The organism is Ramlibacter ginsenosidimutans (assembly GCF_016654015.1).
Classification (GTDB): Bacteria; Pseudomonadota; Gammaproteobacteria; order Burkholderiales; family Burkholderiaceae_C; genus Ramlibacter; species Ramlibacter ginsenosidimutans.
This window is the reverse complement of record NZ_JAEPWM010000019.1, coordinates 14,433-31,357: the sequence shown is the minus strand read 5'-3', so window position 1 is coordinate 31,357 and position 16,925 is coordinate 14,433. Positions and strand designations below refer to the sequence as shown.

General features: G+C 71.1%; 17 protein-coding genes. 6 read left to right on the top strand and 11 right to left on the bottom strand.

The window, feature by feature from the left end:
- Window positions 1–14 precede the first annotated feature (14 nt).
- On the top strand, window positions 15–1,454 hold the full coding sequence (locus JJB11_RS25135) for an NAD-dependent succinate-semialdehyde dehydrogenase (RefSeq protein WP_201177970.1): 1,440 nt from the start codon (window positions 15–17) through the stop codon (window positions 1,452–1,454).
- Between the two features lie 190 nt (window positions 1,455–1,644).
- A complete protein-coding gene (locus JJB11_RS25130) occupies window positions 1,645–2,787 on the top strand; it encodes an ATP-grasp domain-containing protein (RefSeq protein WP_201177968.1) in 1,143 nt (380 codons plus the stop codon).
- A 713-nt stretch (window positions 2,788–3,500) separates the two neighbouring features.
- Here JJB11_RS25130 and JJB11_RS25125 read toward each other — a convergent pair.
- The 9 genes from JJB11_RS25125 to JJB11_RS25085 form a co-directional block, all read right to left on the bottom strand.
- Entirely contained in the window at window positions 3,501–3,812 is a 312-nt protein-coding gene (locus tag JJB11_RS25125; RefSeq protein ID WP_201177965.1) for a GNAT family N-acetyltransferase, read from the bottom strand.
- Window positions 3,809–4,243 (bottom strand): DUF1810 domain-containing protein, encoded by a 435-nt coding sequence (locus tag JJB11_RS25120; RefSeq protein WP_201177963.1) that lies wholly within the window; start codon window positions 4,241–4,243, stop codon window positions 3,809–3,811. The genes JJB11_RS25125 and JJB11_RS25120 overlap by 4 nt, the downstream gene beginning before the upstream one ends.
- A 32-nt stretch (window positions 4,244–4,275) precedes the next feature.
- A complete protein-coding gene (locus tag JJB11_RS25115) occupies window positions 4,276–5,244 on the bottom strand; it encodes a Bug family tripartite tricarboxylate transporter substrate binding protein (protein WP_201177961.1) in 969 nt (322 codons plus the stop codon).
- Window positions 5,245–5,272: 28 nt separating this feature from the next.
- Window positions 5,273–6,247: a Bug family tripartite tricarboxylate transporter substrate binding protein gene (locus JJB11_RS25110; RefSeq protein WP_201177959.1), complete on the bottom strand. Its 975-nt coding sequence runs from the start codon at window positions 6,245–6,247 to the stop codon at window positions 5,273–5,275.
- A 46-nt stretch (window positions 6,248–6,293) separates the two neighbouring features.
- Entirely contained in the window at window positions 6,294–6,692 is a 399-nt protein-coding gene (locus JJB11_RS25105; RefSeq protein ID WP_201177957.1) for a cupin domain-containing protein, read from the bottom strand.
- Between the two features lie 105 nt (window positions 6,693–6,797).
- A complete protein-coding gene (locus tag JJB11_RS25100) occupies window positions 6,798–7,469 on the bottom strand; it encodes a hypothetical protein (protein ID WP_201177955.1) in 672 nt (223 codons plus the stop codon).
- A gap of 19 nt (window positions 7,470–7,488) precedes the next feature.
- Window positions 7,489–7,722 carry a DUF1653 domain-containing protein gene (locus JJB11_RS25095; protein ID WP_201177953.1) on the bottom strand — a complete coding sequence of 78 codons (234 nt, stop codon included), beginning with the start codon at window positions 7,720–7,722 and terminating at the stop codon, window positions 7,489–7,491.
- A 192-nt stretch (window positions 7,723–7,914) separates the two neighbouring features.
- Window positions 7,915–8,337, bottom strand: a complete 423-nt coding sequence (locus tag JJB11_RS25090; RefSeq protein ID WP_201177952.1) for a VOC family protein — start codon at window positions 8,335–8,337, stop codon at window positions 7,915–7,917.
- Between the two features lie 33 nt (window positions 8,338–8,370).
- Window positions 8,371–8,664 carry a hypothetical protein gene (locus JJB11_RS25085; protein ID WP_201177951.1) on the bottom strand — a complete coding sequence of 98 codons (294 nt, stop codon included), beginning with the start codon at window positions 8,662–8,664 and terminating at the stop codon, window positions 8,371–8,373.
- A gap of 109 nt (window positions 8,665–8,773) precedes the next feature.
- Between JJB11_RS25085 and JJB11_RS25080 the strand changes: the two genes are divergently transcribed.
- The 4 genes from JJB11_RS25080 to JJB11_RS25065 all read left to right on the top strand — a co-directional run bounded on the left by JJB11_RS25080 (window position 8,774) and on the right by JJB11_RS25065 (window position 13,292).
- Complete coding sequence (locus JJB11_RS25080) at window positions 8,774–10,453, top strand: acyl-CoA dehydrogenase family protein (RefSeq protein ID WP_201177950.1); 1,680 nt, start codon at window positions 8,774–8,776, stop codon at window positions 10,451–10,453.
- Entirely contained in the window at window positions 10,450–11,658 is a 1,209-nt protein-coding gene (locus JJB11_RS25075; protein WP_201177949.1) for a CoA transferase, read from the top strand. The genes JJB11_RS25080 and JJB11_RS25075 overlap by 4 nt, the downstream gene beginning before the upstream one ends.
- 145 nt (window positions 11,659–11,803) lie before the next feature.
- On the top strand, window positions 11,804–12,262 hold the full coding sequence (locus tag JJB11_RS25070) for a cupin domain-containing protein (protein ID WP_201177948.1): 459 nt from the start codon (window positions 11,804–11,806) through the stop codon (window positions 12,260–12,262).
- Between the two features lie 58 nt (window positions 12,263–12,320).
- Entirely contained in the window at window positions 12,321–13,292 is a 972-nt protein-coding gene (locus JJB11_RS25065; protein WP_201177947.1) for a TRAP transporter substrate-binding protein, read from the top strand.
- A gap of 6 nt (window positions 13,293–13,298) precedes the next feature.
- On the opposite strand, the gene JJB11_RS25060 is transcribed toward JJB11_RS25065, so the two are convergent.
- Window positions 13,299–14,348 (bottom strand): lipocalin-like domain-containing protein, encoded by a 1,050-nt coding sequence (locus tag JJB11_RS25060; RefSeq protein WP_201177945.1) that lies wholly within the window; start codon window positions 14,346–14,348, stop codon window positions 13,299–13,301.
- The gene (locus JJB11_RS25055; protein ID WP_201177943.1) at window positions 14,348–16,864 is read right to left on the bottom strand and encodes an ABC transporter permease; all 2,517 of its coding nucleotides are present in this window, start codon (window positions 16,862–16,864) and stop codon (window positions 14,348–14,350) included. The genes JJB11_RS25060 and JJB11_RS25055 overlap by 1 nt, the downstream gene beginning before the upstream one ends.
- Window positions 16,865–16,925 lie beyond the last annotated feature (61 nt).

Genomic DNA, 16,925 nt, shown 5'->3' with positions numbered 1-16,925 from the left:
CACAAGGGACCGCGATGACCTACCCCAATACCCAGCTCTTCATCAATGGCCAGTGGCAGGACGCCGCCGAAGGCCGCACGCTTGCCGTTTTCAATCCGGCCACCGGCAAGGAGATCGGCCGCGTCGCCCATGCTTCCAGGGCCGACCTCGACAAGGCGCTGGAAGCCGCCCAGAAGGGCTTCGAGATCTGGCGCGACATGCCCGCAGCCGACCGCGCGAAGATCATGCGCAAGGCCGCCTCGCTGATCCGCGAGCGCGCCGGCGAGATCGCGCCGCTGCTCACGCAGGAACAGGGCAAGCCCCTCGCCGAGGCCAAGGGTGAGACCCTGGCCGCCGCCGACCTGATCGACTGGTTCGCCGACGAAGGCCTGCGCGTCTACGGCCGCCTCGTGCCTTCGCGCGGCAAGCCCGAACTGCGCCAGATGGTGGTGAAGGATCCGGTCGGCCCCGTCGCCGCCTTCACGCCCTGGAACTTTCCCATCAACCAGGTGGTCCGCAAGGTCGGTCCCGCGCTCGCGGCTGGCTGTTCGATGCTGGTCAAGGCCGCCGAGGAAACGCCGGCCGGTCCCGCTGCCTTCATGAAGGCGTTCGCCGACGCCGGCATCCCGCCCGGCGTGCTGCAACTCGTGTACGGCAACCCGGCCGAGATCTCCGGCTACCTCGTGCCGCACCGCCTGATCCGCAAGATCACCTTCACCGGCTCCACGCCCGTGGGCAAGCAGCTCGCCGCGCTCGCCGGCCAGCACATGAAGCGCGTGACGATGGAACTGGGCGGCCACGCACCCGTGATCGTCTGCGAGGACGCCGACATCCAGCTCGCGGTCAAGGCCGCGGGCGCCGCCAAGTTCCGGAACGCGGGGCAGGTCTGCATCTCGCCCACGCGCTTCCTGGTGCACGAGAGCGTCAAGGAAGAATTCGCGCAGGCCCTGGCCAAGTACGCGCAAGGCCTGAAGGTCGGCGACGGCCTGGCCGACGGCACGCAGATGGGCCCGCTGGCCAACCCGCGCCGCCTCACCGCGATGGCGGAGTTCCACCAGGACGCCGTGCAGAAGGGCGCCACGGTGCTCACCGGCGGCAAGCGCATCGGTGATGCCGGCAATTTCTGGGAGCCCACCGTGCTGGTGGACGTGCCGCTGGAAGCCAAGGTGTTCAACGACGAGCCGTTCGGCCCCGTCGCCGGCATCCGCGGCTTCACCAAGCTGGAAGAGGCGATCGCGGAAGCGAACCGGCTCTCCTTCGGCCTGGCCGGTTACGGCTTCACCAGGTCCCTGAAGAACGCGGACCTGCTCACGCGCCGCGTGGAAGTCGGCATGATGTGGATCAACATGCCCGCGATGCCGAGCGCCGAGATGCCCTTCGGCGGCATCAAGGACTCCGGCTACGGCTCCGAGGGCGGCCCCGAGTCGCTGGAGGCGTACCTGAACGCCCGCGCTGTCTCGATCATGAACGTGTGAGCCTGCGCGCTTGAGCGAAGAGGCCGCCTCAGGGCGGCCTTTTTGTTTGGCACGGGCCGGTGGCCCGCGGCGATGTCGCGGGGGCGGAGGTTAGCCCTTTCGGGCCGGGGCCGCCGGACGGATGGCAAACCCCTGGCTCAGCTGGTGGGGCAGACTGCCTCCTCCGCTGTCCTGGCGGACGGAGAGGTGCATGAGCCTGATCCTGCTCGGGTGCCAGACCCGCATCGTCCTTCCCGTGCTGCAGGCGGCGCACGCCATGGGCAGCCCGCGCGTCGTCGTGTTCGGCACGCAGGAAACCCGTCAGCTGCGCTGGTCGCCATGGGTTCGCCGCCATGTGCTGGCGGACTTCGGCGACCTGGAGCGCTGCGCGAGCCAACTCGAAGAACTCGCGCGCGAGCAACCGCAGGGCGTCATCGTGCCGTGCGATTGCCCGGCGATTCGGCTGCTGCATCGCCTGGGGCCGCGCGTGCCGCTCGCGACGACGCCCCTTCCCACCCCGCAGGTGTTGGAGACACTCGATGACAAGTGGCGCTTCCACCTGCTTTGCGATGCATCGGCGCTGCCGGTCCCGGCGGCCGTGTGCGTCGCCGGCAAGCACCAGCTGGATTTCACCGAGCTCGCCGCGACGCTGGGGTTGCCCTTCGTCGTCAAGCCGACCAATGCATCGGGCTCGCTCGGCGTGGTGGTGGTCCGCAGCGGGCAGGACCTGCTGGACCACGTCGTGCTCGATCGCACCTACGGCGATGGGCCGCTCGTCGTGCAGCGCTACATCGAGGGCCGCGACATCGATGTCGACCTGTTCGCGGTCGACGGCGAATTGCGCGCGGTGACGACACATGAGGTCAAGGGCTGCTGGATGGAGTTCACCCGCGACCCGATTCTCGAGGAGATGGCGTCGGCGCTGTGCCGCGCGACGGGCTACAGCGGTCCGATGAACCTGGACGCACGCATCGAGCAGGCGACCGGTCGCGTCTACCTGCTCGAGTCGAACCCGCGCTTCTGGGCTTCGCTCGCGATGCCGGCTGCCTGCGGCCTGAACTTCCTCGCAGAAAGCCTGCGCACGTCGTGGCCTGCCGGCGCGCAGCCGCAACGGCCCTCGCTGGCGCGCTGCAACCGGCGCCATCCGCTGCTGCGTCCGCGCGATTGGTGGCGGGTGCTGGCCGACCGGGGCAGCCAGGGGCGACTGGTGCGAACGATGCTGTTCGATCCCTGCACGCTGTGCGAACTGGCCGCCAGCCTGCCCGCGATGGCCGGGCGCGCCATGCAGCGCTCCTGGCGCGGCGTGGCGGCCGCGGTCCGCTCCGCGCAGGAACCCGGCGCGCTGCCGCAATGACGAGGGTCGGCATAAGCGCTCGGCCTCGGCCGGAACGCCGTGCTGCAACCGACGCTCGACGGCGTTGGGGCAGGAAGACGTGCGCGGTAGGAAGACGTGCGCTCTTCGTAGGGGGTGGGCATCGCGGCAGGCGGCGTGCGGTGCAGGCCCGCTGGGCATCGGTCGGCGGCTGCGCGCGCCGACTCCCCTGGAAACCGGTCCGGCCGGCGTCGCGCGGCACAACTCGCAGAGAGTTTGCCCGCTGATCGCGGTCAAACTCTCTGCTCGGACAAGTGCCGCGGTAGCATGAAACGTACGCGCGGCTCGATACGCTGACGCTCTCGTAGCCGCGCTCCGCCGCCCGGACCGGCTTGCAGGCGATGCCCTTCATGCGGGCCTGCACCGCACGCCGCCTGCCGCGACGATGGGCAGTGTGGCCCCTGCGCGCAAGACTCACGGGCCTTCGTACTCGTAGGCTGGCGGTGAGCTCCGCGAACCCCAGCGATCCAGCGTAGCGCACCGAGCTGGGGTTCGCCTGCGGCTCACCACCAGCCTACGTTTCCGATTCAACCACCGTGACACTGTGCCCCGTGAGGCCCGCGTAGGCTGGCGGTGAGCAACGCGAACCCCAGCGATCCAGCGTAGCGCAGCAAGCTGGGGTTCGCCTGCGGCTCACCACCAGCCTACGGTTTCCGCTTCAACGGCCGCATCAGTGGCCCTTGCCGCGCCACCCCTCACGACACCACCAGGTCCCCGTACTCCTTCTCGTGCCGCGCGATGTAGCTCGCGATGAACTTGCATTGCGGCAGGGCCTTCATGCCGCGGCGCTTCACGTCGTCGAGCGCGAACGCCGCGAGCTTCGAGCCGAGGCCTTGCCCTTCGTAGCGCTGGTCCACCTCGGTGTGCGTGAAGCACACGCGATCGCCTTGCACCTCGTACTGCGCGATGGCGGCGACTTCGCCGTCCTGCTGCAGTTCGTAGCGGGACCGGGCTTCGTTGTTCGAGACGACGGCCGAGCCGCCGGTGGCTTGTTGCTGCTGTTTCATGGGCCCATGGTGCCGCAAAGAGCGACGGTGCGGGGGTCCGGCACGCCGCCGTAGAAACGGTCGAGGCATTGCTGGAACACGGGCTCGTGCGGCGCCGCCAGGGCGAACAGGGTGCAGCAGGAGCGGAACTTCAGGTCGTCCGGCGAGCCGAGGATCGCCTGCGCGGACCGCCCCTGGACCTGCAGCATCAGGCCGCAGCAGGCGAGCAGGCGCGGACCCAGCACCGGATGCGCGAGATACGCGCGCGCCTCGGCGAGCGAAGCAATGCCATACCGCTGCGCCATCCCGCTCGTGCCGAGCCCCTGCAGCTGCGGGAACACGAACCACATCCAGTGGCTGCGCTTGCTGCCCGCGCGCAGTTCGTCGAGGACCTGCCCCATCACGGGCGCTTGCGCGGTGACGAAGCGATCGAGATCGTGCGGGTCGGACATGGCGCCGGGCAGCTCGGGGAGACGGGCGCAGGCTAGGGCTTCTTCAGCCGGCTCGTGACCTGCACGATCATGTCGTATTCGCGCGTGATCTCCGCTTCCACGCGGCTGGCAGGCTCCCAGTCCTGCACCAGCCCGAAGGGCTGCAGGCGCGAGGCGACCTCGCCGTTGCGCGTGGCCCTGTGCAGCGCCGCCGTGAGCTCCTGCACCACGTTGTCCGGTACGCCGGCCGGCAGCATCCACGCGAACCACACGCCCAGCAGGTCCTGCCGGTAGCCGAGCCGGGTGAGCGTCGGCACCTCCGGGAGCTCGGGGAACTCGCTGGAGATGGCGATAGCCCGCAGCGTGCCGCTGCGGATCTGCGCCGACACGGCGCCCAATGCGAGGATCACGCCTTCCACCTGGCCGCCGATCACGTCGTTCACGGCCGGCGCCGCGCCCTTGTACGGGATCGAGTCGAGGTCCGTGCCGGCCACGCTGTTGATCACCTGCACGCTGAGGTCGCCGGCCGATCCCGGGCCGGCATTGCCGATGCGCACGCGGCCGGGATTCCGCCGCGCGTACGCCACCATCTCCTGGAAACTGCGGAAGGGCGCGTCCTTGCGCACGACCAGCACCGAGGGCGAGCGCGTGGTGATCGCGAGCGGCACCAGGTCCTTCAGCGGGTCGTAGTTGGCCGTGGCGGGATCGAGCACCCGGCGGATGGTCAGCGGACTGTTCTGCGTGAACAGCACGACGTAGCCGTCCTTGTGCGCCGAGATCACCGAGTGCACCCCCAGCGCGCCACCCGCGCCGGGCTTGTTGACCACCACCACCGGAGCCTCGAGATCGCTGGCCAGTACCTCGGACATGGCACGCGCGGTCATGTCGCCGCCGTCGCCTGGCGCCAGCGGCACCACGACCGTGATCGTCATGCGGTTGGGCCAGCCCTGGGCCGTTGCTTCGGGCACCACGCCCGCCAGGGCGAACGCGGCGACTACGAAGGCGGCCAGCTTCGGGATCATGAGGTCTCCTTGCGCGGGGCTGCGCCGTTCACTCCGTCTTGATCTCGAGCCGGCTCACCACCGGCGCCCAGCGTGCGGTCTCCGCCTTCATCGCCGCTTCGGCGTCCTTCGTGCTGCTGCCGATCGCCACCAGGTCGGCCGCTTGCAGGCGCGCGCGGACTTCCGGCTTCTGCATGATCTCCATGGCCGCGCGTTCGAGCTCCGCGATCACCGGGGCCGGCGTGCCCCTGGCGGCCTGCAGCACCAGCTTGAAGCTGATGTCCAGGTCGGGCCGGTTCAGCGCCTTGGCCAGCGTCGGCACCTCCGGCGCCATCGGCGACGGCACCGCGGACGACACGGCCAGCGCGTTCAGCTTGCCGGCCTTCACCTGCTGCAGCACCGTGGGCGTGGCGAGGAATCCGCAATCGGATTCGCCGGCCACCACGGCCAGCGTGGCCGGCGCCGGCCCCTTGTACGGCACGTGCTGCATCTTCACGCCGGCGGTCTGCAGGAACATCTCCGCCGCCAGATGGCCGGGCACGCCGGGGCCGCCCGACGCGTAGGTCATGTGCGAAGACTTCGCCTTCGCGACCAGTTCCGGCACGGTGTGCACGCCGGTGGCCGGGTTGCACACGAGCATTTGCGTGAACGCCGCGAGGGTGGAAACGTTCACCAGCTCCGTGCGGGCGTCGAAGTTGAGCTTCTTGTAGACGAGGGGATTCACCGTCACCACGGTGTCGGGGCTGATCACCAGCGTGTAGCCGTCGGGCTCGCCCCGGGCGACGACGCCGGCGGCGATGCTGTTGCCCACCCCCGGCCGGTTCTCGGCCACCACCGGCTCCTTGAAGCGCTGGCTCAACTGCTCGGCGAAGACGCGCGTCACGATGTCCGAGGGGCCCCCGGGCGGCGAACCGACGAGGATGCGGATGGTCTTGGTCGGCCAAGCCTGCGCGCCCGCGAGCACAGGCAGCAGCGCCGCGGCTGCGACGAGGAGGGCGTTCCGGATTCGGCGATGGCTGGGCATGGCGGATCTCCTGCCCGCATCGTACCCATCCTGCGCGTGAGCGCCGCTAGGGCTTGAGCGGCGTGTCCTTGTCGAGCGCGCGCCGGTTGCCGCCACCGCCCTGGCGGGCGGCGTCGCCGTGGTCCAGCAGCAGCGTGAGCAGCACGGCGGCCCGGCTGCGCGCGCGCAGCGAGTGCTTCTCGCGCGCGGGCAGCACCACCAGGTTGCCGGGGCGCAGCTGGCGCACGCCCGCGCCCGTCACGATCTCCACCTCGCCTTCCAGGCAATGGATCGTGCATTCGTCGTCCACGTGATGCTGCGGCATGTCCTGGTGCGCGGCCAGCACCAGGTGCAGCAGTTGCACCCGCTCGGTCTTGATCAGGCTCGTGCTGACGAGGCCCTCCAGCTGCTCGCCGAGCGGGCCCACGTTGATCACGTCCATCAGTTGCGCATGGGGCAGCGCCATCGTTCACCTCGTGTCGTGCTGGCGCCTATCTTCCGCGCTCGCCAGTGGGCGGACTGTAGGACGGATCCGCTGCCGGGTCACGCGGCGGCCGCGTGCCGGCGAGCGCTACATCGGCACGCCGCCGGCGGCAGCGGGCAGGCCGACGCCGGCCGCGTGCAGCCGGATCGTGCCGGCGGTGTGGGCGTTGCGCTGCCAGTTGCGGTCGGTCCAGAACAGGCCTTCGAGCAGCACGCCCGAGCGGTTCTTGCGCACGTCGAGGAAGCCGGCGCCCTGGTAGACGGCGGGATCGCCGGGCAGCGGACCCGGCGTGCGCGCTTCGTACACGTACCAGAGGCGCTGCTTGCGCGTGACCGCATCGCGCTCGGGCCACAGCGCGATCGTGCGCGCGTCGGTGCGGTGCCGGTTGGAGGTGAAGCTCATCTCCAGCTGGAAGAAATCCTGCTCGATGTGCACTTCCACCGGATCCGGCGAGCGGCTGCCCGCGGACTGGCCGGCCGCCGCCGTCTGCAGCACGCCTTGCCAGTCGCCCGACACGTCGGCGAACACCGCTTCGGAAAACCAGCGAGTCGACGCGAGCGGCGACCACAGGAACTTGCCCGCGGCCGCCGTGATGAGCGTGAAGATCGTCACCGTCGTCCACAAGGTGGTGAACAGCTTGAACAAGCCCTTGCCGCCCTTCTTCAGGTAGTGCGGCCGGCCCTGGAACCACCACATGCCCAGGAACACGAGCACCAGCCCGAACAGGAAGTAGTACACCAGCCACTGGAAGGGAAGCACGCGCCACATGATGCGGACCTCAGGCGGCGATGCGGACGAAGCGCGGCTGGCGGACGCCGTCGATGACGACCTCTTCGAAGAACATGGCGTGCGGGCGCACCCACCAGCCGGCGTCGTCGCGCAGCGGGCGGTACACCACCAGCGGCTCGTGGGTCTCGCTGTGGCGCGCGACGGCTATCACTTCGTACTCGCCGCCCTTGTAGTGGCGGTAGCGGCCCAGGGGCGTGGCGGGCAGGGGAGGCAGGCCGGTCATTCCTTGTTCCAGGAGGAGGCCGGTTGCGCCCGACCGGCCGGGTGGACGGCGAGGGCGAGGAGGACGGACGTCAGGACGCGTGCGCGCATGCCCGCATTGTCGGGGCGTGCAGGGGGAGCGTCCACGCCGGGCCGGTCGAATGTGTGACGCGAGCTTTCAGGGACGCGGTCGGCGTTGCGTGCAGGGAACGAGTCAGTCCGCCGGCAGGAGCTCGGGGTTGAAGGCGACCTCCCACAAGTGGCCGTCGGGGTCCTGGAAATAACCGCCGTAGCCGCCCCAGAAGGTCGGCTGCGCGCGCTTGACGACGGTGCCGCCGGCCAGCGCCGCCTGCGCCATCACTTCGTCCACCTCCTCTTCGGAGTCGACGTTGTGCGCGAGGCAGAAGTTGGTCGTGCTGCGCGGCCCCACGGGGAGCCCGCTGTCGTGTGCGAGGCTGGCGCGCGGCCACAGCCCCAGGCGCAGGCCGTTGTCCAGGTCGAAGAAGGCGGCGGCACCATGGGGGAACTGCTGGCCGATGATGCCTTCGGTGGCGAAACCCAGCCCGTCGCGATAGAACTGCACCGCGCGTTCGAGGTCGTCGACACACAGCGTGACCAGGGTGATGCGGGCTTCCATGGGGCCTCCTGTCGTTTTGCCAGGAATCGCGGCTCACCATCCGAGATGGCGTCGCAGACCATACCAGAGCGTCCACAGCATGACCAGTACCAGCGGGAAGCCGACGGCGCCCGCCACCGCGCGCAGGGCGGTGACCCGCTCGGTGCGCAGCACCTCCCAGCACGCGAAGCCCGCCAGCACCATGGTCGTCTCCACGACGATGGTGTGCGCGGGCGTGGCCGTGGGCGCGAAGTCGCCCCAGGGGGTGAACCACATCAGTCCGTAGGCGGACACGCTGAGCAGGGCCCAGCCCAGGAGGAGGGGAGTGCGAGGCAGGCGCAAGGGCATGGCGAAGGTGATGCAGCCGCGAACTATAGGGGGAGCGGCGGGGCGCGCGGAATCGGGCGGCCCGCGCCGGTCCCCACTTGCGCAAGAATGCACGCAGGAGATGCACCCCATGACCGATTCTTCCCCCGCCCGGGGCGCTGCACGCACCGTGCTCGCGCGCCTGCGCGCGGCGCTGGACACCGCGACCCGCGCGCTCGCGCAGCGCTGCAGCGTGGAGGGCCGGCTGGGCGCCCGGCAGCTCGACGCCGAACAGGTGCCATGCTTCGAGCTGGCCTGGGCCGCCGCCGAACTGCTGGCGGCCGAGACCGCCGTCGATGCCCTGCATGCAGACAGCACGGAGCTGGACGCGCAGCTCGCGCTGCTGTTCGCGGCGGACGCGGCCGCGTCGCTGCTGGATCGCCTCGACGTGATCGGCCTGGACGTCGATGGCGACAACGACGTGGTGCAGCAGCTGCGCAGCAGCCCGGAGCTGCGCGTGCTGCGGCGCGCGGCCGCGAGCACCGGGGCGCTGGCCGCGGCCGGTGCGGCGGTGATCGCTTCGCAAGGCGAGGTGGGCAGCGTGCGACTCGACGAGCCGCACCGGCTGGCGCAGGACAGCTTCCGCCGCTTCTCCGAACAGGTGGTCGCGCCGATGGCCGCGCGCATCCACCGCGAAGACCTCACCGTGCCCGAGTCGCTGCTGCAGCCCTTGCGCGAGATGGGCGTGTTCGGTCTCTCCGTGCCGGAGCGCCACGGCGGCAGCGCGCCCGACGACCGCGAGGACGCGCTGCTGATGGTGCTGGTGACCGAAGCGCTGTCCGAGGGCTCGCTCGCGGCCGCCGGCAGCCTCATCACGCGCCCGGAGATCCTCACCCGCGCGCTGCTGGCCGGCGGCACGCCGGCACAGCAGGACCACTGGCTGCCGCGCCTGGCCGCCGGCGATCCCCTGTGCGCCATCGCCATCACCGAGCCGGACCACGGCTCGGACGTCGCGAGCCTCACGCTGAAGGCGACCCGCGTGCCGGGGGGCTGGCAACTCGATGGCGCCAAGACCTGGTGCACCTTCGCCGGCAAGGCGGGCGTGCTGATGGTGGTGGCGCGCACCGACCCCGACCGCTCGCTGGGCCACAAGGGCCTGAGCGTGCTGCTGGTGGAGAAGCCCTCGTACGAGGGGCACGCGTTCGTGTTCCGGCAGCCGCAGGGCGGCGTGCTGGACGGCCGCGCCATTGCCACCATCGGCTACCGCGGCATGCATTCCTTCGACCTGAGCTTCGAGCGCTTCTTCGTTCCCGACAGCCATGTGCTGGGCGGCGAGGCCGGACTGGGCCAGGGCTTCTACATGACGATGACGGGCATGGTCGGCGGCCGGATGCAGACCGCGGCACGCGCCTGCGGCGTCATGCGCGCCGCCTTGCGCGCCGCGATCCGCCATGCGCAGGACCGGCAGGTGTTCGGGCAGGCGCTGGCCGACTTCCCGCTCACGCAGGCCAAGCTCGCGCGCATGGGCGCGCGCCTCGCCGCGTGCAGGCAGCTGGCGTGCGCGGTCGCGGCGCAGGTCGATCGCGGTGCAGGCCGCATGGAGTCCAGCCTCGTGAAGCTGCTCGCGTGCCGCTCGGCCGAGATGGTGACGCGCGAGGCCTTGCAGTTGCACGGCGGCATGGGCTACGCGGAGGAGAGTGCGGTGAGCCGCTATTTCGTCGACGCGCGGGTGCTGTCCATCTTCGAGGGCGCGGAAGAGACGCTGGCGCTGAAGGTGGTGGCGCGCAGCCTGCTCGAACGCGCGCTCGGCCGCGCCGGGAGCGCAGCATGAGCGGCGCTGGCATCCTCGCCGGCATGCGCGTCGTCGAAGCGGCGGCTTTCGTCGCGGCGCCGCTCGGTGGCATGACGCTGGCGCAGATGGGCGCGGACGTGATCCGCATCGACACGCTGGGCGGCGGGCTCGACTACCGGCGCTGGCCCGTGACGGAAGACGGCACGAGCCTCTTCTGGTGCGGCCTGAACAAGGCGAAACGCTCGGTGGCGCTGGACCTCTCGCGCCCGGAAGGCCGCGAGATCGCGATGGCGATCGCCTGCGCGCCGGGCGACGACGCGGGCCTCTTCCTCACCAACTTCCCGCCGCGCGGCTGGCTAGCCCACGACAAGCTGCGCGCGCGCCGGTCCGACCTGATCCAGCTCACCCTGATGGGCGACCGGCACGGCGGTTCGGCCGTCGACTACACCGTGAATGCGCGCCTGGGCGTGCCGCTCTTCACGGGCGCGCCGGGCACGCAGGGGCCCGTGAACCACGTGCTGCCCGCCTGGGACCTCGTCACCGGGCAGATGGTCGCCGTCGGCCTGCTGGCGGCGGAGCGGCATCGCCGCCGCACCGGCGAAGGCCAGCACGTGAAGCTCGCGTTGCAGGACGTCGGCCTCGCGGTGATGAACCACCTGGGCTTCATCGAGGAGGCGCGGCGCGGCCAGCCGCGCGAGCGGCACGGCAACGAGCTGTTCGGGGCGTTCGGCCGCGACTTCGCGACCGCCGATGGCGTGCACGTGATGGTGGTCGGCCTCACCTTGAAGCAGTGGCGCTCGCTGTGCGAGGCGCTGGCCATCCAGGCGGAAGTGGACGCGCTCGGCTCGCGGCTCGGGCTTGACCTCGACCAGGAAGGCAACCGCTTTCGTGCGCGGCGCGAACTCGCGGCCCTGGTCGGCCCGCGCATCGCCGCGCAATCCCTCGCCACGCTCGCGCCCCTGTTCGACCGGCACGGCGTCTGCTGGAGCCGCTACCAGGACGTCGCGGACCTGCCCTCGGACCGCGAGTGCTCGCCGGTCAACCCGATGTTCGCGACCATCGCGCAGCCGGGCGTGGGCGAGATGCTGGCCGCGGGCATCCCGCTCGACTTCTCGGCCCACGCGCGCGTTCCCCCGGCGCCCGCTCCGCGGCTCGGCGAACATACCGAGCAGGTGCTGTGCGACGTGCTGGGGATGTCGTCCGGCGAGTTCGGGCGGCTGCGCGACGCGCACATCGCCGGATAGCGCGCGCCAGCGCAGCCCGCGCCGGCGCGGGCCGGATCCGGCGATGTAGTGCGGAGGTTGTAGTCCGCGCCCGTCCTAGGGGAAGTCCCATTCGCCGGGGCGCGCACTGCGTGCACTGTGCTGCCGTTGTCCCAACGGAGAGCACATGAGCACGCCCATCACACCGCAAGCGAAGAACCACCGGGACCTGGGGCCGCTCGCCTCGCGCGTGGTCCACGCCAACGAGATGGAGTGGGAGCCGATCCGCTATCCCGGCTGCTACGTCAAGACGCTGATGGTCGATCCGAAGGCCGGCCTGCTCACCGTGCTGCTGAAGATGGATGCGGGCGCGAAGCTGCCGGACCACGAGCACACGCTGGTGGAACAGACCTACATGCTGGAGGGCCGGCTGGTGGACATCGAAGGGCCCGAGAAGGGGCTGGAGGTCGGGCCCGGTGAATTCGTGTACCGGCCCGCCGGCAGCCGCCACGCCGCATGGACGCCCGAGGGCGGCCTCATGCTCGCCGTGTTCCAGGTGCCCAACAAGTTCTTCGACGCCGACGGCAAGGTGGTCGACCTGGTCGGCAACGACTGGGTCCGCAAGTGGGGCCACGTGCCCGCCTGAGCCGCGCGGGCCCCGGCCCGCACCGCAGTACCGCAGTCCACAACCAGCAGGAGACATCATGAAGACGACGTTCGCCGCCGTGGCAACGCTGTGCCTGGCGCTCGGCGCCACGGGCGCCCTTGCCGAAAAAGTGAAGTGGGACCTGCCCGCCGGCTACGCCGAGAACAACTTCCACACGCAGAACCTGCGCTGGTTCGCCGACGAGGTGAAGAAGGCCACCCATGGCGACGTGGAGATCACGGTGCACCCGAACGCATCGCTCTACAAGCTGCCCGAGATCAAGCGGGCGGTGCAGGGCGGGCAGGTGCCCATCGGCGAGATCCTGCTGTCCAACCACGGCAACGAGGACGCGCTGTTCGAGGCGGACATGGTGCCCTTCCTGGCCGCGGGTTTCGACCGCTCGTGGAAGCTGTACACGCTGCAGAAGCCGATGCTGCAGGAGCGGCTCGGCAAGCAGGGCATGCGCATGCTGTACTCGGTCGCCTGGCCCGGCAACGGCATCTTCAGCAAGACGCCGATGGATTCGCTCGCCGCCTTCAAGGGCGCGAAGTTCCGTTCCTACAACCGCATCACCGCGCGCTTCGCCGAGGAACTGGGCGCGCAGCCCACGACCATCCAGGCCGCGGAGCTGGCCCAGGCCTTCACGATGAACGTGGCGACCACCATGATCGCGTCGCCGCAGATCGGGGTGGACACCAAGGCCTGGGAGTTCCTCACCGCCTTCTACGACGTCAACGCCATGCATCCGCGCAATGCGGTGATCGTCAACGAGCGCGAGTTCGCGAAGCTCTCGCCGGAGAACCGCAAGGCGATCGAGAGCGTGTCCGCCGAGGCGGAAGCGCGCGGCTGGAAGCTCGCGCGCGAAGCCGCGAAGGCGTCGACCGACACGCTCGCGAAGAACGGGCTGAAGGTCTACGAGCCGTCGCCGGCGATGAAGGCGGACTTCGAACGCGTGAGCCAGGTGCTGATCCAGGAATGGAGCAAGCGCGCGGGCGCCGACGGCGAGAAGATCGTCAAGGGCATGCAGTAGGCGCGCTCACATGCGCAGGCGGTGGGCGTATCCGGTCATCTCGAGATAGCCGCGCCCAACCCGCTTGCCGCTGCTGTCGATGAGGTCAGACAGCCCTTCCCAGTAGATCGCGCCCGTGGAGCCGCGGCTGTCCAGCTCCTGGTTGTCGATGACCGCGCGCACCGTGTAGAAATCCGCCGGCGTGCGCACGCCCCATTCCACCGGGTAGCTGGCGTTGGACAGCGGGCTGGTCCAGCGACGGTGCGGCACGAACTGCGTCTCGCCGGGACGCGCGACGTAGAGGTCGCCGCGCGCGCTGCGGAAGGCGCCGCCGTCCCACAAGGTGCTGCCGTCCTCGCGGCGGATGCGGAAGGCCATGAGCGCGCTGCCGTCGTCCAGGTTCATCCCGATCCAGTCCCAGCCCACGGCCTGCGGCGCGAGATAGGCGTCGCTCCATTCGTGGTCCATCCAGGCGCGGCCGGTGACATCGAACACCTGGCCGCGCAGCGCCAGCTGCCCGCTCACCGCGAGCTGCGGTTCGCTGTAGTACTCGCTGGCCTGGTCGGGGCGCGGTCCCTTGCGCGAGAGTCCGGCCTCGCCTTGCAGCAGCACGGGCTGCGTCTCGGCACAGCGCAGGTCCAGGCGGAAGTCGGTGGCGGGAACGTGCGCCTGCCAGCTGCCGTCCGCACGGGCCAGCGACCAGTCGCGCAGCCGCACCCGGCCGTCGTCCGTCGCGGCTTCCGCGATGCCGAAGCCGGCGCGTGCGATGCGCTGGTCGTGCCACAGCCGGCGGCCCTGCACGTCGGTGACGGCGGCGTGCGCGAACAGCAGCTGCTTCGCCGCGAAGCGCGATTGCATCTGCTGCGTGGCCTCCACGCGCGAGCGGAAGAAGGTGACCTGGAAACCGAAGGTCCGGCCCTGCGCTTCGGCGTGGCCCGTGATGTACCACCACTCGGTGCTTTGCTGCGGATGCGCGCCGTGGTCCGCCGGAAACGCCATGCGGTGCGGCGGCAGCGCCCAGCCCGCGCGTGCGAAGACAAGCGCGGGCAAGGCTGCGAGCAGCGGGCGCCTGCGCATCACCAGTCCTCCTTCACCGCCAGCACCGCATCGCGGCCGGCCGCCGCGCGCCCGGCAGCCCACGCGGTGAAGGTGCCGGCAGCGATGACCGCCAGGCACAGCGCGAGCAGGCGCCCCCAAGGCACGAGCAGGTCCATCGTCCAGTGGAAGCTCTGCGGGTTGACCACGTGCACCAGCACCATCGCGACGGCAAGCCCCAGTCCCAGGCCGGCGAGTGCGCCGATCACGGTCCACGCTGCGCCTTCCCCTGCGACCACCGTGAGGATCTGGCGGCGCGTGAGCCCGAGGTGCGCGAGCAGCCCGAACTCCTTGCGCCGCGCCAGCACCTGGGCGCTGAAGCTCGCGGCCACGCCGAACAGGCCGATCGCGATCGCCACCGCCTGCAGCCAGTAGGTCACCGCGAAGCTGCGGTCGAAGATGCGCAGCGAGACGTTGCGCACCTCCGCCGCGGAAGCGAAGTCGACCAGGTCCGGCCGGCCGGTGTCGCGCGTGACGAGCTCGCGCACGCGCGCCTGCACGTCCTGCGCCGAAGCGCCGGGCGCGAGCCACAGCTGCGCGTCGTTCACGCGCGTGTCGCCGGTCAGGCGCAGGTAGTCGCGCTGGTCCAGCAGAACGGCGCCGCTCTGGCGCACATAGTCGCGCCACACGCCGGCGACCACGAGCGGCGCCGCGCCCAGCGCCTTCTCCAGCACGGGCAGGCGGGCGCCGCGGCGGGCGCCGTAGAGGTCCACCATCGCCTCGCTGACGTACACCGGAATCGCGCCCGCGGGCACGGCGACGATCTCGCCGACCCGGGGCAGGGTGCGGCGCGGATCGCCGATGGGGCGCGCCAGCAGGCCCACGGGCGGCCGCGCGGGGTCGAGCAGCAGGGTGCGCACGCGTTGCGTCGCCACGCGCGCGACGCCGGGCACTTGCGCGAGGTCCTGCACCAACCGGGGTTCGAGGAAGGCGGTGTCGCCGGCGGCGGCGCTGGTGCTGGTGCGCAGGTACAGGTCGGCCGGCAGCAGCACGGCTAGCCAGTCGGCCACCGAGTGGCGGAAGCTCGCGACCATCACCGTGAGCGCCACGGCGAGGCTGAGCGCCGCGACCACGCCGCTGACGGCGACGGCGGCGCTCTCGCGCACGCGGCGCGCACGCTCCACCGCCAGCAGCGGGAGCAGCCGGTTCGCCACCCGCGGTGCGAGCCGGTCGTACAGCGCACCTACCGCGGCGGGCAGGACGGCGATGCCTCCGACCAGCAGCAAGGCCACCGACAGATAGGCCGCGAGCGGAATGCCCGCGATCGGCGGCAGGAACGCGAGGGCCAGCGCGAGCAGCAAGGCCATCCAGCCGAGCCGATGGCGGCGACCGCGCGGCAGGGCCGTGCCCAGGCCCTTGAGCGTCTGCGCGAGCGGCAGGCGCGCGGCGCTGCGTGCGGGCAACCAGCCGCCCACCAGCGCAGCGAGCACGCCGAGCGCGCCATAGACCGCGGCGGCCCACCACTTCCATTCGAGCTGCGGCTGCACGCCGGGAAAGTAGCCGCCGCCCAGGTCGCCTCCCAGCAGCGACAAGGCCGCCTGCGCCAGGCCGGTGCCCAGCGCGATGCCCAGCGCGCTCCCGAGCACGCCCAGCACTGCGGATTCCGCCAGCACGAGCCGCAGCCGCTCGCGCGCGGTCAGTCCCAGCACGCCCAGCAGCGCGAACTGCTGCGCGCGCCGCGCGACGCTGAGCGCCAGCACCGAGAACACCAGGAACGCGCCGGTGAAGAGCGCGACCAGCGCCAGCACGGTGAGGTTCACGCGGTAGGCGCGCGACAGCTGGCTGACCCGCTGGCCCGCATCCCCGGGCTCCGCGGCCTGCACCTGCGGAGGCAAGTTCATCCGGCGCAGCCACGCCGCGTGCGAGACGCCGGGTTGCAGCCGCACGTCGATGCGCGAGAGCTGGCCGTCGCGGCCGAACAGGTCCTGGGCCGCGGCGATGTCCATCACCAGCAGCGGGCCGCCGGCGGCGGCGCTGGTGCCCGCGACGCGCACGGGGCGCAAGGCGAGGCCGGCCTGCAGGGACACGCGATCGGCCGGCAGCACCGCCTGCGCCGCGGCATTGAGGAAAGCGGTCGCCGGGGCCAGCACGGCCAGCCGGTCGGCGTCGCCGGCAGGCACCGGCACGAGCTGGGGCGCGACGCTGCCGACCACCAGTGCATCGACGCCCAGCACGCGCACGCCGGCGCGGCTGCCATCGCGCGCGATGGCGAAGGTCTGCAGTTCCAGCACGGGACTCGCGCTCGCCACGTCGCGGTCGGTAGCAACGCGCGGATAGAGCGCTTCGTCCATCACGCCTTGCGAGGCGCGCAGTTCCAGGTCCGGCTGGCCGCCGGCGGAGCGCGCGGCGCTGGCGAATTCATCCAGCGCCGACGCGTTGATCAGGTGGACGGAGAAGGCGAGGGCCACCCCCAGCATGACCGCCAGCACGGCGGTCATGCTGCGCCACGCGTGGTGGCGGACTTCCTGCCAGGAGTAGGTCGCGAGCAGCGCGAGCATGCACGCATTGTGCCGCGCGGTGCCTTCGCGACCGGTGTTCGTAGGCTGGCGGTAAGCAAGG